We start from the raw sequence: 13,226 nt of genomic DNA, 5'->3' as shown, positions 1-13,226 counted from the left end.
ATTTTTATTCTTCCTAGTACCCAAGCTCACAGCCCCCGCGCCCCACTGTGGGGCTGCGCACACGCCCGCCTCCCTTTAATGTGAGGTGTCATGACCGAACCGACCAACCTGCTGGACCGCGGCGACTACCGCGACTCCAGCATCAGCCCCGAGGGCACGCGAGACACGGCACCTCTCGACCCCTCAGTGGCACAGCGCAACCAAGAACTCGTCGACGCCTGGGCCGACAAGCTTTACGACGCCTCCGCCGAGACCATCACCGAATGGGCCGCCGAGCACGCGCCGGGCCGGCTTGCAGTGACGATGTCTATGGAAAACACCGTCCTCGCAGAGCTCGCTCACCGCGCACACCTCGACGCTGACCTGCTCTTCATCGATACTGGGTGGCACTTTGAGGAGACGTTGGGGGTGGCGGGGGACGTCGCCAAGCGCTATGCGGACCTGCCCTTGGTGAGGGTTCTGCCGATTCTGAGCCCCGAGGAGCAGGACGAGATTTACGGTCCGCGCCTGTATGCGCGCGATGTGGCGGCGTATAACCGCATGCGCAAGGTGGAGCCTCTCAACATGGCGATGGACCCGTACGTCGGGTGGGTCACCGGCCTGCGCCGCGCCGATTCCGAGCACCGCGCCACCGCGCCGGCGCTGAGCCTGGACCGCACGGGCCGGCTGAAGATTTCCCCGATTATCACGTGGGATCTGGACCAGACCGACAAGTACATCAAGGACCACGACCTCATCATTCATCCCCTTACCCTTCAGGGCTACCGTTCCATCGGCTGCGCGCCGCTGACGTTCCCGGTGGGCGAAGGTGAGGACGCGCGCTCCGGGCGCGTATTCGCTGACGGCAAGACAGAATGCGGGTTGCACGAATAATGACTCTTTCACCACACCTTAAAGACTTAGAGAACGAATCCCTCCACATCCTGCGCGAAGTCGCCGGGCAATTCGACAAAGTGGGCCTACTCTTTTCCGGCGGCAAGGATTCCGTCGTTGTCTTCGAGCTCGCCCGCCGTGCCTTTGCCCCCGCCAGCGTGCCGTTCGAACTCATCCACGTCGATACCGGCCACAACTTTCCGGAGGTCATCGAGTTCCGCGACCGCCTCGTTAAGGAATCTAGTGCGCGCCTGCACGTGGCGTTGGTCCAGGACTGGATTGACCGCGGCGAGCTCCAGGAGCGCCCCGACGGTACGCGCAACCCGCTGCAGTCCGTACCGCTGGTGGAGACCATTGCCAACCGCGGCTACGACGCTGTCCTCGGCGGCGCGCGCCGCGACGAGGAACGCGCCCGTGCCAAGGAACGCATCTTCTCCATCCGCGATTCCTTCGGCGGCTGGGACCCGCGCCGCCAACGCCCCGAGCTGTGGGACCTCTACAACGGCGGCAAGATGGCCGGCGAAAACGTCCGCGTGTTCCCCATCTCCAACTGGACCGAGTCCGATATTTGGGAATACATCGGTGCTCGCAACCTGCAGCTGCCGTCCATCTACTACTCCCACCAGCGCGAGGTGTTCAAGCGCAACGGCATGTGGCTGACCCCGGGCGAGTGGGGCGGGCCCCGCGAAGACGAGCCGCTGGAGACCCGCACCGTGCGCTACCGCACCGTAGGTGACATGTCCTGCACCGGCGCGGTGGATTCCACGGCTTCCACGACGGATGAAATCCTTGCCGAAATCTCTGTGTCTACCCTCTCCGAGCGGGGTGCTACCCGCGCCGACGACAAACTCTCCGAATCCGCCATGGAGGACCGCAAGAAGGAAGGTTACTTCTGATGACTCTCGCGCCCAATGTTAGCGCCCTTAAGCAGCGCGATACCCTGCGCCTGTGCACCGCCGGTTCCGTTGATGATGGCAAGTCCACCTTCGTCGGACGCCTGCTCTATGACACCAAGTCCGTGCTGGCGGACCAGGTGGAGTCCATGGAGCGATCCTCCGCCGACCGCGGCTTCGACGGCATGGATCTCTCGCTGCTTGTCGACGGCCTCCGCGCCGAGCGCGAGCAGGGCATCACCATCGACGTGGCCTACCGCTACTTCGCCACCGATAAGCGCACTTTCATCCTCGCTGATACCCCGGGCCACGTGCAGTACACGCGCAACACGGTCACCGGCATGTCGACGTCCCAGGTGGTGGTGCTGCTTGTCGACGCCCGCAATGGCGTCGTCGAGCAAACCCGCCGCCACCTCAACGTCGCAGCACTTTTGGGCGTGCGCCACGTGGTGCTGGGTGTGAACAAGATTGACTTGGTGGACTATGACGAGGCCACCTTCCGCGCCATCGAGTATGAGTTCTCCGAACTCGCCGCGCGCCTGGGGCTTAGCGATTCGGTGGCAATTCCGATTTCCGCGCTCAAGGGCGACAACGTCGTGAAGCGCTCCACGAATATGGACTGGTACTCCGGGCCGACCGTCCTGGATGTTTTGGAGACCGTCCCCGTGGCAACCGGGCGCGCCGATGACCTGGACTTCCGTTTCCCCATTCAGTACGTCATCCGTGAGCACGCGTCTGATTACCGCGGCTATGCCGGCCGCGTGAAGGCCGGTCACGTGGCGGTGGGGGATACCGTGACGACGCCAGGCGGGCGTTCCACCACCGTAACGGGTATCGACACAGCTGATGGCCCGCTCGCTGAAGGCAAGCAGGCCACGGCTGGGGATTCTGTGGTGCTGTTGTTGGCTGACGACATCGATCTTGCTCGCGGTGATCTCCTCGCCGGCTCGCAGCGCCCCGAGGCGGTCCGCGAGTTCGCCGCGACTGCGGTCGTGCTTACCGACAAGGACCTCACCCCAGGCCAGATGCTCAAGCTGCGCTACGGCACTGACCTGGTCAAGGCCCGTATCGCGTCGGTGGACCGCGTCCTCGACCTCGACGGCGTGGCCGACGACGAATCGCCGGAAAAGGCTTCCCTGAACGACATCGCCTACATCACCGTCCAGACCCAAGCGGAGCTGCCGGTGGAGGACTACGCTGCGCGCGGCGCGGTGGGCAACTTCTTGCTCATCGATGCCTCCAGCGGCAACACGTTGGCCGCGGGCTTTGTGGGCCGGCGGCTGCGTTAACGGTTGCGTTGCGGCGGCCGAACCGCCGCGTTTAGCTTCCTGGTGGGACGTCGCCGCTCATGATGACTTTCTGCTCGGCATCGTCCCAGCGGAAGCCGGCCTCCGTGGTCCCGGTGTGTTCCGCATTGGCTTCGCCTTCGCGCGGCCAGTGGTAGGTCACGGCAATCTCAGCGCCGCTGACCTGCTCGACGGTGGGGAAGAAACCGTAAGGCTCAGCGGTGGCGGTTCCGATGTACTCGCCCTTGTGGAAGAGCATGATGTGATACGGCGAAGAGGCCGTTCCGCGCTCGATGGTGATGATTTGCCAGCTCAGATCCGCACAAGGATCGAACTGTGAGAAATCCACCAGCGTCCAGTTGTTGTCCTTCCATGGAGGAATCGTGCCGATTCCTGATTCATAGGCCGCGTGGGCGTCGATAGTCTCGCAGGATTCCGCGTCCTCTTCTTCTGCCGGGGATTCAGCAGGAAGCGTCGGCGAGGCGCCCGCGGCCGGTGGTTCCGACACAGGGGCATCAGTGCTCTCCGTGTCATCCGGAGTGTTGTCCGTCGCGCTGTTGTGGACGGTATCGAACGCCGGCGAATTATCCTGCGCCGCGTCGTCTGCGCAGGAGGCGAGCGGGAGGCAGAGAAGGGCAGCGCCCATAAGTGCACAGCTACGCCTCAACATTGATGGTCCTTCCTCGCATTGTGCGCCTCTTGTCGGGCGCACGACTGGCTCTATCTTATCTAGGCCTTCGGGGGAACATCGCCATTCATGATGACCTTCTGCTGGGCGTCGTCCCAGCGGAAGCCGGCATGCGTCTGGCCCGTCGGCGCCGCATTGGCGTCGCCTGCCTGCGGCCAGTGGTAGGTCACGGAAATCTCGTTACCGTTGACCTGCTCGATGCTCGGGAAGAAACCATAAGGCTCAGCCGTCGCGGTGCCGAGGTAGTGGCCCTTGTGGAAAAGCATGATGTGGTGCGGCGAGGAGGCAGTGCCGCCCTCGACGGAAATCGTCTGCCAGCTCAGCTCCGCGCACGGGTCGAAGTGGGAGCTATCGACAACCTTCCAGTTGTGGCCATTCCACTGCGGAACCTGCGCGATGTTCGCGTTGACAGCCGCTTGGGCGTTTCCTACCCCGCAGACTTCGGCGACGGGGCTGGCCTGGACTTCTTCGGGGCTGCTGCAGGCGATGAGGGGGAGGCAGAGTAGTGCTGCTCCGGCGAAAGCTCGTGGTGTGAACATTGTGTTCTCCTTTCTGAGGTCTCGGTGTGTTTCCAGACCCTACAAGTGGCCGTGGACCCCAGACCAGAGCCGCGGAGAACATTCCTCGGGGCACCGGGTAGTCTCGCAGGCATGGAGAATGTCTTGTTTGTTGCCGCCGTTGACGCTGAAGCTTCCCACGTTCCGGAGGGCGCGCCGCTGCTCATTACGGGGATCGGCACGGTGCCTGCCGCGATTGAGCTCACGAATGCGCTGGCCTCGGCGGAGGTACTGCCGGAGCGTGTCATCAACATTGGTACTGCGGGCGCGCTTGTCGACGACCTCTCCGGCGTCTTCGAGATCTCCCACGTAAGAAAGCACGACTTCCATTTGGACGTGCTCAGCGATGTTTCCCGCTATCTCCTTCCGGAGGTTATCGAGCTCGAGACCTCCGGCAAGCTGCCTACCGCCACGCTGGCCACGGGTGATTCTTTTATTTCCGATACCCCAACCCGCACGCGCCTTGCCCAGGATTCCGAGCTGTGCGACATGGAGGGCTATGCCATCGCGGCGGTGTGCCGGAAGTTTGGTGTGCCGTGCACGTTGCTCAAGCAGGTCTCAGATACCGCCAACGAGGAGTCCTATGGCACGTGGGCGTCTGTGCTGGACCGCGCGGCGGAGGAGCTGGCCGTCGCCTTCGATACGGTGTCCGCAGACTAGGCCCTACATATGGAAAGTGCCCCAGTTGCCAAAACCATTGCTCCCGCCGCGGGTGGCGGGGGAGAAGTTTGGCAACTAGGGCAGTTGTACGGCCGAGAAAGCTCGAGCCATGCGCCGGTTGTGTGGCTAGCGGGCGCCGCTGGCCTCCAGGTGCTCGTAGAGTTTCATGACGGTGTCGTGGCCCTCGGTGGTGGAGATCTTGATGTTCTTGGCTTCGATCTCGCCGGCGCGAAGGCTGGCCATCTCCTGGTGGTAACGGAAAACCACGGCGATGGTGGCGGCGACCGGCACAGCCAGGAAGGCGCCGATGATGCCCGCCAGGGCAGAGCCGACCGTGACGGAGAGCAACACCATGGCAGCATGCAGGCCCATGGCCTTGGACTGGAGCATCGGCTGGAGGACGTTGCCCTCTACCTGCTGGACCACGATGATGAGCAGTAGGGCGAGAAGGGCTTTGGTGAGGCCGTCGGAAACCAGTGCGATGATGACAGCCAAGGCACCAGCGGTTACCGCGCCGATGACGGGGATGAAGCTGGCGAAGAAGGTAACCACGCCAATAACCAGGGCGAGCGGCACCTGCATGGCCCAGAGGCCGAGGCCGATGAGGACGGCGTCGACAGCCGCCACGGCCGCCTGGGCCTGGATGAAGCCGGACAAGGTATTCCACACGCGGGTCAGTAGCTCAGTGGCGTGCCAGCCGGCTGAGTAGCCGGTGTAGGTGCGCAGCCACGGCAGGAACTTATCGCCGTCCTTGAGAATGAAGAAGGACACGAACAGCATGATGGCTAGGGCCATGACGATGGAGCTGGCCATGGAGACACCGGAAATGACGCCGGTCGCGATCTGGGAGGCTTGGCCCTTGATGAACGCCATGGCGTCATCAAGCACTTCTTGCACCTTCGCCGCATCAATTTCGAAGGGGAGATCCTTCGCCATGACGACGAGCTTGTTCAGGCCGTCCTCGGCCTGATTGACCAGCGCCGCGCCTTGCGTGGACACGACCGGTGCCATCGCGGCGAAGACACCGCCGATGATGGCCAGGAAGCCGAGCAGGGTGGTGATGGCGGCTAGGGCGCGGGGGAATTTCTTGCCCCGCAGCCAGGCGGTCACCGGGAAAAGTACCGTGCAGACCAGGATGGCCAGGATGACGGGCAGGAGGCCCACCCAGATGAATTTCAGCAGGTAGCCGGCCAGGCCCACGCCGGCGACCACGATGATGAAGATCAGGCAGATCTTTGCCAGGGAAATGGCGTCGCGGCCGAGGACGCGGGACTTGTCGTCGGTTTCTGAGGGGTGAAGGGTGGCTTCTTCATTGATGGGCTTCGCCACCGCGTCGGAGGGCTCAGTGTGCTGGGCGTCCGAAGCGGTGGCATCACCGGTGTTTTGACTCATGCGCTACATCTTCTCATATGAGCGCAGGAAATTAACTATGCGCGGATGCTGCCCACCGAGCGGATGATGCCGAAGCGGTGCATGGTCACCGACACGGCTTGCTCGAGGAGGAAGGGGAGGAGCTCGCGGCGGCCGTCGGCAAGCACAGGCTGGTCCAGCACCACGGAGTTGGACTTTACTGCCGCCTCAAAGACGCCGTCTTCCACGGAGCCTACCGTGCGCACGCGGCCCGATTCGAGACTGGAGACCTCGCGGAGGAACGCCTCAAGGGCCACGCCGTCGACGCCGAAGCCGAGTTCACGCAGCTCCGCGGCCTTCTCCGGGGTGGCGCTGAAGCGGACCGGGGAGTTGGTGCGGGTAGCGGCGAGGGTGAGGCGGGCGACGTCGCGAAGCTGGGCGTCCTCAGAAATGCGCACCTGCAGCGGGCTCAGCAGCGGGCGGTAGCGGAAGACGTTGGCCTCGCAGACCAGGCCAGCGCGGTCGTGGTCGCGGCCGAACTCCTGCTGCCAGGCCAGCTCGTCGAGCTCAGCAGCGCGCCACAGCCAGGCGGTGTCCTCATCAGAGAGGGACAGGTTGGCGAAGGCACGCAGCTGGGACACCACCGGCTGGGTGATGTCGACGTCGAAGGGGCGCAGCGGACCATCAGACCAGGTACCGAACTGTGCCACGTAGTTCGGGCCACCTGCCTTGGCACCCGGGCCCATGACGGACTGCTTCCAGCCGCCGAAGGACTGGCGCTGGACAATCGCGCCGGTAATGCCGCGGTTGACGTAGGCGTTGCCAACCTCGACGCGCTCGAGCCAGTAATCAATTTCCTCGTTATCCAAGGTGTGGATACCGCCGGTGAGGCCGTAGCCGGTGGAGTTCTGCCACTCGATGGCCTCGTCCAAAGTCTCCGCATGCATGATGCCGAGGACCGGGCCGAAGCACTCGTTGACGTGGAACCAGGAACCCGGGCGTACGTTATCGCGGATACCTGGGGACCACAGCGTGCCCTCCTCGTTGAGCTTCTGAGGCTTAATCAGCCACGTTTCGCCCGGCTCCAGCTGGGTAAGGCCACGGAGAAGCTTCTCGCTCGGGGCTTCGGCCAGGCCATTCATCGTGGTGGTGATCTCGTGGCCGGGGCCGGGGATGAGGGTCTCGACGGCGTCGACAAGCTGTGAGCGCAGGCGCTGGGAATCGCCCGCTGCGCCGACGAAGATGACCAGAGAAGACGCCGAGCACTTCTGGCCGGAGTGGCCGAAGGCGGACAGGTAGAGGTCCTGGATGGCCAGGTCCGGGTCAGCAGACGGGGTAATGATGAGCGCGTTCTTGCCGGAGGTCTCCGCCATGATGTTCATCTCGGGCTTCCAGGAGCGGAAGAGCTGGCCGGTATCGGAAGCACCCGTGAGGATGACGGCGTCGACGTCGGCGTGGGAGATGAGCGCGCGGCCGGCCTCGGCCTCATCGGTGAAGACGAGCTGGACCAGATCCGGGTCTAGGCCCTGGGCTTCCAGCGCGGTGCGGAAGGCATCGACGACGAGCTTCGCGCAGTGCACCACCTGCGGCGCGGGTTTGATGATGACGGCGGAACCTGCGGCCAGGGCTGCAGCGATGCCGCCGGTGGGGATGGCCACCGGGAAGTTCCACGGCGGGGTCACCACGGTCACGCGGTGCGGGGTGAACTCGGCGGAGTAGTTCTCCAGCAGGCGCGCGGACTGGGCGTAGTAGGTGCAGAAGTCGATGGCCTCGGAAATCTCCGGGTCGGTCTGCGTGACGGTCTTGTTGGCCTCATAAGCAGCGACGGAGATGAACTCGCCGCGGCGGTTGGCCAGCTCATCGGCCACGGCCTCCAGCGCGCGGGCGCGGTCCTCAGCGGGGCGGGAACCCCATTCGGCACCGAGTTCGGCGGCGCGGAGCACGTGCTTATCGACGACGTTGGTATCCGTCACCTCATCTACCCCATGCGCGCCGGGGTCGCTGTTGAGAGCCTGGATGGCCCACTCGCGGTTGGCTTCCAGGGCCGGGTCAGTGTCCGGCTCGTTGGCGAAGCGGCCGGTGCGTGGCGCTTGGCGTCCGGCTGCGTGTTCGGCCTCCTCCAGTCGGTTCTGCGTGCGGCGTGGGCCAGCAAAGGTGTCCCAGCGCTGCTCGACGGCCTGGCGGAAGACGGACTCCTGGTCCTTGAGTGCCTGCTCCTCCGGGGCAAAGAGGGCGTAGAGGAAGTTTTGCGGAGCAGCGTTTTCTTCCAAGCGGCGCACGAGGTAGGACACAGCGACGTCGAAGTCCTCCATATGCACCACCGGGGTGTAGAGGATCTGGCGGCCCTCGAAGGCCTTGCGCACTGCGGCCTGCTGGGCCGGGGACATGCCCTGGAGCATCTCGGAGTCCATCATGGACAGCACGCCACGCTTCTTGCCCAGCTCATGGGCAAAAGCAGCGGTGTAGAGGTTGTGGGTGGCCACGCCGATGCGCACAGCACCATCGAACTCTGGGCGCAGGATGTAGTCGAGCAGGCGGTAGTAGTTAGCATCCACCTCATCCTTGGTGGAGTACGGCGCGGAGGGCCAGCCGTGGATTTCTCCCTGGACGTGCTCCATGGAGAGGTTGGCGCCCTTGACGATGCGAATCTTGATGTGCGCACCACCGTCAGCCACGCGCTGCTTGGCAAACTCCGCCAGGTGTGCCAAGGCGTCGAAGGTGTCCGGCAGGTAGGCCTGGAGCACGATGCCGGCCTCAAGGTTGGTGAACTCCGGCTCGCTGAGCAGCTCGGTGAACAGGCGCACCGTGAGGTGGAGGTCGTGGTACTCCTCCATATCCAGGTTGATGAAGACCTTGTCTGGGCGCTTGACCGCAGCTTCATACAGTGGGCGCAGGCGCTCCTTGAGACGGACCAAGGAGCCCTCGATATCCCACGGGTTGAGCTGGGCAACCATGGAGGAGGCCTTGACGGACACATAGGTCACGCGCGGGTTCTGGATGAGCTTCAAGGTGCGGTCAGCGCGGGAGCGTGCTTCCTTATCACCGAGCACGGCCTCACCAAGCAGGTTGAGGTTGAGCTGCTCGCCGGATTCAGCGGCCTTGTCCAGGGTCTTGTTGAGGGCCTCGCCCTCAGCATCAAGAACCAGGTGGCCCACCATCTGGCGCATGCGCAGGCGCGCCAGCGGCATGACGAGGTTGGGCAGGATGGGGCCGAAGAAGCCGCCGAGGCCCACGAGGGAGCCGTTGATAAGTCCCAAGAAGGAGGCGTCATAGCTGGTGGTCACGGATTTCAGCGCTTGGGCGGCCACCTTGTCATCTTCCGGCCGCATGACGCGGTCGACGAAGTCCATGGTGAAGGCCACGCCATCCGGGTTGCGCAGCAGGTCAGCGAGCTGCTCGGTGGCGGGGTCCTGCTCGTCGGCGGTGGAAGCGAGCCAGGAGTGGGCTTGGGCCGCGGAGGCGTCGACAAGCGCGGCGTCAATATCGGTGGACTCGGGTACAGGGGTGTTGGCGTTCGTCATTGGGATTCCTTGTGTGTCGGTGCTGGTCAGGGCTGAATATTAAGCCCGGCGGACCGGCGGGCGGTCGCCATCACGACGTGTGCGGAGAACGGGAGAAATCATCGGATCCGTGTCCCTTTTCAATGAGTGCTGAGGTGTGACAACACTGGCGCGAAAGGTGTGTCACATCGAATGTGCGGACAGTATATGAAATCCCCATCACTTAAACCAGAACGGGGGTTGTGATGCGAGCGGGGGTGCTGGGGCGAAGCGCCGCAGCGGTCATACGCGTCCAGGTCCCACGGGTGCGTGGGCGCTGTGGGGTACGAAAATCAAGAAAGGAATGAGGAAAGCCCGTTTCTTATTGTACCGGCGGCCGATCGCTTAAACGACGAGTCCGCGTCTGAAAAATGCGCACTGCCTGCCGTTTCCTTTCTTATCCGATGGTGGGTCAACCTATGGCGCGCAGCCATCGAATGTGATACTGGTCAAAGTAGTTCAGAAAAGTAATCTTTCCACGATGGGGGCGGGGAGGGGGACCCCCTCGGGCGTGGGCACGATCCACTGTGGCGCACATTGGTCTAAATGTTGGGGGAGCCTTATGGCGTTGGCATGGATGTTGGCAGACAGGCACTTGGGCCATATGGGAGGCGACTGCCCAATATGTGCATAGTCGGATAAGTGGAAGCGTCTGGATGAACGCAGGCGATAAGTGATGGTGCATTTTTGGTCTATGGCTACTGTGGGGGTAGGCGAAATTGGACGAAAGGTCTCAAAATGAGGCTTGTTACCCCCGCATGCGGGGGGAGACGGGGATTCTTTGCGGTCTGCCGCCTCGTTGAGGGTGGACTGGGTAATAATTACTGCGTGTTGAATATCTCTCTTAGGCGAGGATATCTTGCCTCTCTCATTGCTATTTTTTTCGTTATTGCTTGCGTAGCGACTGCACAGGCAGACGTCTTTCATCGCTATTGGATTCGCGGACCTATTTATGAGGCGTACGTCCGCCTCGGAGGTCATGGATTTTTCGGTGATGCTATTCGTAATGAAGCTCAGCTTCCTGATGGTGGCAAGTTTCAAGAGTTTCACAAGGACACGTCGATCTATTGGCATCCTGATGCAGATAGTGGAATTGCGCATCAAATAGGAGGGGCCATTAGGGGGAAATGGGGTCAATTGGGGTGGGAAAAAGGACGCCTCGGTTATCCGGTAACTGATGAGTTGTCTCTGCCGAACCGAGAGGGAAAATTTAACCATTTTCAAAATGGTTCGATTTATTGGTCGCCAGAGACCGGGGCTCATGTTATCGACGGCCGCATTCGCGAAAAGCGCCCCGATTTACAATTCAGGGTTAATAAAAACATGGAAGATACAGGGGATGTGAACCTCGGCCTTTACAAAAACGGAATCTTTACTGAGTTTGATTCACGCTCGAGTAATCGTGCTTTTGGTCATGGAGGAAGCGCGCTCTTTGCTAATCCTGGCGGAACGGTCTTGCTGGTGGAGTTAGATTCTTCAATGCTGTCAAAGCAGGCGCAGGAGGCACTGAAAGATTATGCAGAACGAGTAGCGCAGGAGGCCAAAGCGAAAGGATGAGTGGAGCTGGAAATGGAAAGGACAATACAGTGAAGAAACCAGAGTATATATTTGAATGTGGTAAGGGAATCTACGACTATGTCACTTTTGTTGACTGTGATATTGAGGAGGCATGGGAGCATTGTATTTCGAGGTGTATCGGCGATCCGGAGATCTTGGCTCAACCTCTGCCGTTGCGTGATGGGGGCGTTGAAGCGTGGAAAAGGGATACTCGCGAGGAGCTAGAGAAAGCTCCTGAGCAAAGGGTAAAGGAAATCTTGACTGAAACGTCAGCTCCTGGTTGGTGTGCATTTGTAAGACCAGCCGTGGTGGGGGAGCCTACTCCTCGGTATGACCGGTATTCGCTGTGTTGTCCAAGTCCTGGGATCCATCTAACTCCCTGGGCGAGGTATATAACTGCACAGTATATTCGAGAAGAGGATACGAGAAAATCACGTTCAATCATGATTAACTACACGGATTTTCGGCGGGAGGTCTTTTTTCAAGGTGGTATGATCGAAGACCAGTGCGCGTACGAGGTGCAGAGGGGGGTGGACAGTTTTCAAGACTCCCTCTGGGTTGACAACCCTAGGCGACGGGTGCCCTCATGGATTAATTGGGACCACGATATGAGCTTTGAGGGCAGAGGGTTTGCTCAGTTGAAAATTGAGCAGATTCGGCTCATGCTTGGCCGCCAAGGGATTGATTGCAGTGATGAAGAGTTGTTTTGTGGTCGCTTCCGTCAAGTAGGGGGATGGGATTTTAAGAAGTCTTTGAATGAGGTAGTGGAATGACGTTTAATTTTGGGCAACTCCCAGTCGGTAAAGATGTTTGTTTTGTGCGAACGACTATTGAAAATGTCGAGCAAGCATTTATGGAATATCCCTATGCCGGAACTCACCACATGACTGATGACTTTCAGTTAGGAAAGAAAGAGTGGGAATCGTTGTATGTTGGGGAGTCGACGGTGGATGATTGGTGTAGGTTGCTTCTTCCACAGAATTTTTTGCATTCCGTTATGTTCGTTGATGTCGATCTTCCGGGATGGGTTGCCGTTGTTTTATGTGAGCCTTTCCCGCTTGGAGTGGATTGGGGCTATAAGATAGCCGATTTGGATATTCGTAGAAGTCGATCAGTTGGTATTCCGGATGACGGTGTGGTCGGCATTCAAATCGGAGGTTGGCCTGGTGCGCGGCGGCACCGCTCCCTCCTTGGACTCGATGAGGCCGACAGACTTTTTGTCACGGTTACGGGAATGGTTGATAAAGGATATGATCCACCTCCATTTGGTTATTACGATGATCTTACGGTTGCCAGGTGGACTTTTGAAGCGTGGGGGATGGAAAAGTATGAGGGCTTAGACTCCCCGGTGTGGCGGGATATGGATAGGGAGATGAAGCCTCCGGCTATAACCGAGGAGTTTAAAGGGCGGCGTGAAAGGATGTTCCACTATGAGGTCGCGGGACGGTCGGCACCGACGTCTGTATTTTTTGATAGCGATGGAAATCCAACGAATGGATACGGAGAAGAGGATAGCTACTATACCAAGCTTCTAGATGAGATATTGGCCCGCGTTCCGTTCGATTATCGTGGTCATGAACGTTTCAATGAGTTCTTTTCTACTGCACACGTTGCGCGGTGGCTGCGTGAGGGTTATGGGATTCGCTGGGATGATCCGGAGTTCTATTCCGGTAAGACATTGGTATATGCGGCTGTGGAACCTGAGGTATCGAGCCTTGACGCCATCACAAGTCCTCGAATGCCAATCGAAGAGTTTCGCGCTCTGTGGAAGATCGATACGGATAAAGTAAATGACCTCATCTCACGTGGAAAATTCTAGGGGG

11 protein-coding genes are annotated in these 13,226 nt (G+C 60.7%); 7 read left to right on the top strand and 4 right to left on the bottom strand.

The window, feature by feature from the left end; genetic code table 11:
• Positions 1 to 90 precede the first annotated feature (90 nt).
• Genes QP922_RS07895 through QP922_RS07885 form a run of 3 tightly spaced genes read left to right on the top strand, consistent with a single transcriptional unit; the run spans position 91 to position 3,055 of the window.
• The gene (locus QP922_RS07895) at positions 91 to 873 is read left to right on the top strand and encodes a phosphoadenylyl-sulfate reductase (RefSeq protein WP_284808764.1); all 783 of its coding nucleotides are present in this window, start codon (positions 91 to 93) and stop codon (positions 871 to 873) included.
• Positions 873 to 1,769: a sulfate adenylyltransferase subunit CysD gene (gene cysD / locus QP922_RS07890; RefSeq protein ID WP_284808762.1), complete on the top strand. Its 897-nt coding sequence runs from the start codon at positions 873 to 875 to the stop codon at positions 1,767 to 1,769. Before QP922_RS07895 ends, cysD begins: the two co-directional genes overlap by 1 nt.
• Positions 1,769 to 3,055, top strand: coding sequence for a sulfate adenylyltransferase subunit 1 (locus tag QP922_RS07885; RefSeq protein WP_284808761.1), 1,287 nt, complete (start codon positions 1,769 to 1,771; stop codon positions 3,053 to 3,055). Before cysD ends, QP922_RS07885 begins: the two co-directional genes overlap by 1 nt.
• 31 nt (positions 3,056 to 3,086) lie before the next feature.
• On the opposite strand, the gene QP922_RS07880 is transcribed toward QP922_RS07885, so the two are convergent.
• Both QP922_RS07880 and QP922_RS07875 read right to left on the bottom strand, forming a co-directional pair.
• Positions 3,087 to 3,722: an LppP/LprE family lipoprotein gene (locus tag QP922_RS07880; RefSeq protein ID WP_284808759.1), complete on the bottom strand. Its 636-nt coding sequence runs from the start codon at positions 3,720 to 3,722 to the stop codon at positions 3,087 to 3,089.
• 59 nt (positions 3,723 to 3,781) lie between these two features.
• Positions 3,782 to 4,279: an LppP/LprE family lipoprotein gene (locus QP922_RS07875; protein ID WP_284808757.1), complete on the bottom strand. Its 498-nt coding sequence runs from the start codon at positions 4,277 to 4,279 to the stop codon at positions 3,782 to 3,784.
• 111 nt (positions 4,280 to 4,390) lie between these two features.
• On the opposite strand from QP922_RS07875, the gene QP922_RS07870 reads away from it, so the two are divergent.
• A complete protein-coding gene (locus QP922_RS07870; RefSeq protein ID WP_284808756.1) occupies positions 4,391 to 4,957 on the top strand; it encodes a nucleosidase in 567 nt (188 codons plus the stop codon).
• A 126-nt stretch (positions 4,958 to 5,083) separates the two neighbouring features.
• Here QP922_RS07870 and QP922_RS07865 read toward each other — a convergent pair whose 3' ends face one another.
• Positions 5,084 to 6,349, bottom strand: coding sequence for an AI-2E family transporter (locus tag QP922_RS07865; protein ID WP_284808754.1), 1,266 nt, complete (start codon positions 6,347 to 6,349; stop codon positions 5,084 to 5,086).
• Positions 6,350 to 6,384: 35 nt separating this feature from the next.
• Positions 6,385 to 9,828: a bifunctional proline dehydrogenase/L-glutamate gamma-semialdehyde dehydrogenase gene (locus tag QP922_RS07860; RefSeq protein ID WP_284808753.1), complete on the bottom strand. Its 3,444-nt coding sequence runs from the start codon at positions 9,826 to 9,828 to the stop codon at positions 6,385 to 6,387.
• An 846-nt stretch (positions 9,829 to 10,674) separates the two neighbouring features.
• Between QP922_RS07860 and QP922_RS07855 the strand changes: the two genes are divergently transcribed.
• The 3 genes from QP922_RS07855 to QP922_RS07845 are packed head-to-tail and all read left to right on the top strand — an operon-like array spanning position 10,675 to position 13,222.
• The gene (locus QP922_RS07855; protein ID WP_284808752.1) at positions 10,675 to 11,403 is read left to right on the top strand and encodes an LGFP repeat-containing protein; all 729 of its coding nucleotides are present in this window, start codon (positions 10,675 to 10,677) and stop codon (positions 11,401 to 11,403) included.
• A 29-nt stretch (positions 11,404 to 11,432) separates the two neighbouring features.
• Positions 11,433 to 12,176, top strand: a complete 744-nt coding sequence (locus QP922_RS07850; RefSeq protein WP_284808751.1) for a hypothetical protein — start codon at positions 11,433 to 11,435, stop codon at positions 12,174 to 12,176.
• Positions 12,173 to 13,222 carry a hypothetical protein gene (locus QP922_RS07845; protein ID WP_284808750.1) on the top strand — a complete coding sequence of 350 codons (1,050 nt, stop codon included), beginning with the start codon at positions 12,173 to 12,175 and terminating at the stop codon, positions 13,220 to 13,222. Before QP922_RS07850 ends, QP922_RS07845 begins: the two co-directional genes overlap by 4 nt.
• Positions 13,223 to 13,226: the final 4 nt, after the last annotated feature.

This window comes from Corynebacterium sp. MSK218 (assembly GCF_030232655.1).
Taxonomy (GTDB): Bacteria; Actinomycetota; Actinomycetes; order Mycobacteriales; family Mycobacteriaceae; genus Corynebacterium.
The sequence above is the reverse complement of the archived record's forward strand: the minus strand, read 5'-3'. Positions and strand labels throughout refer to the sequence as shown.

Excerpts from the sequence above, each read along its gene's own strand:
- QP922_RS07885 (WP_284808761.1), top strand. The coding sequence starts at position 1,769 with ATGACTCTCGCGCCCAATGTTAGCGCCCTTAAGCAGCGCGATACCCTG.
- QP922_RS07865 (WP_284808754.1), bottom strand. The coding sequence starts at position 6,349 with ATGAGTCAAAACACCGGTGATGCCACCGCTTCGGACGCCCAGCACACT.
- QP922_RS07870 (WP_284808756.1), top strand. The coding sequence starts at position 4,391 with ATGGAGAATGTCTTGTTTGTTGCCGCCGTTGACGCTGAAGCTTCCCAC.
- QP922_RS07880 (WP_284808759.1), bottom strand. The coding sequence starts at position 3,722 with ATGTTGAGGCGTAGCTGTGCACTTATGGGCGCTGCCCTTCTCTGCCTC.
- QP922_RS07875 (WP_284808757.1), bottom strand. The coding sequence starts at position 4,279 with ATGTTCACACCACGAGCTTTCGCCGGAGCAGCACTACTCTGCCTCCCC.
- QP922_RS07845 (WP_284808750.1), top strand. The coding sequence starts at position 12,173 with ATGACGTTTAATTTTGGGCAACTCCCAGTCGGTAAAGATGTTTGTTTT.
- cysD (WP_284808762.1), top strand. The coding sequence starts at position 873 with ATGACTCTTTCACCACACCTTAAAGACTTAGAGAACGAATCCCTCCAC.
- QP922_RS07895 (WP_284808764.1), top strand. The coding sequence starts at position 91 with ATGACCGAACCGACCAACCTGCTGGACCGCGGCGACTACCGCGACTCC.
- QP922_RS07860 (WP_284808753.1), bottom strand. The coding sequence starts at position 9,828 with ATGACGAACGCCAACACCCCTGTACCCGAGTCCACCGATATTGACGCC.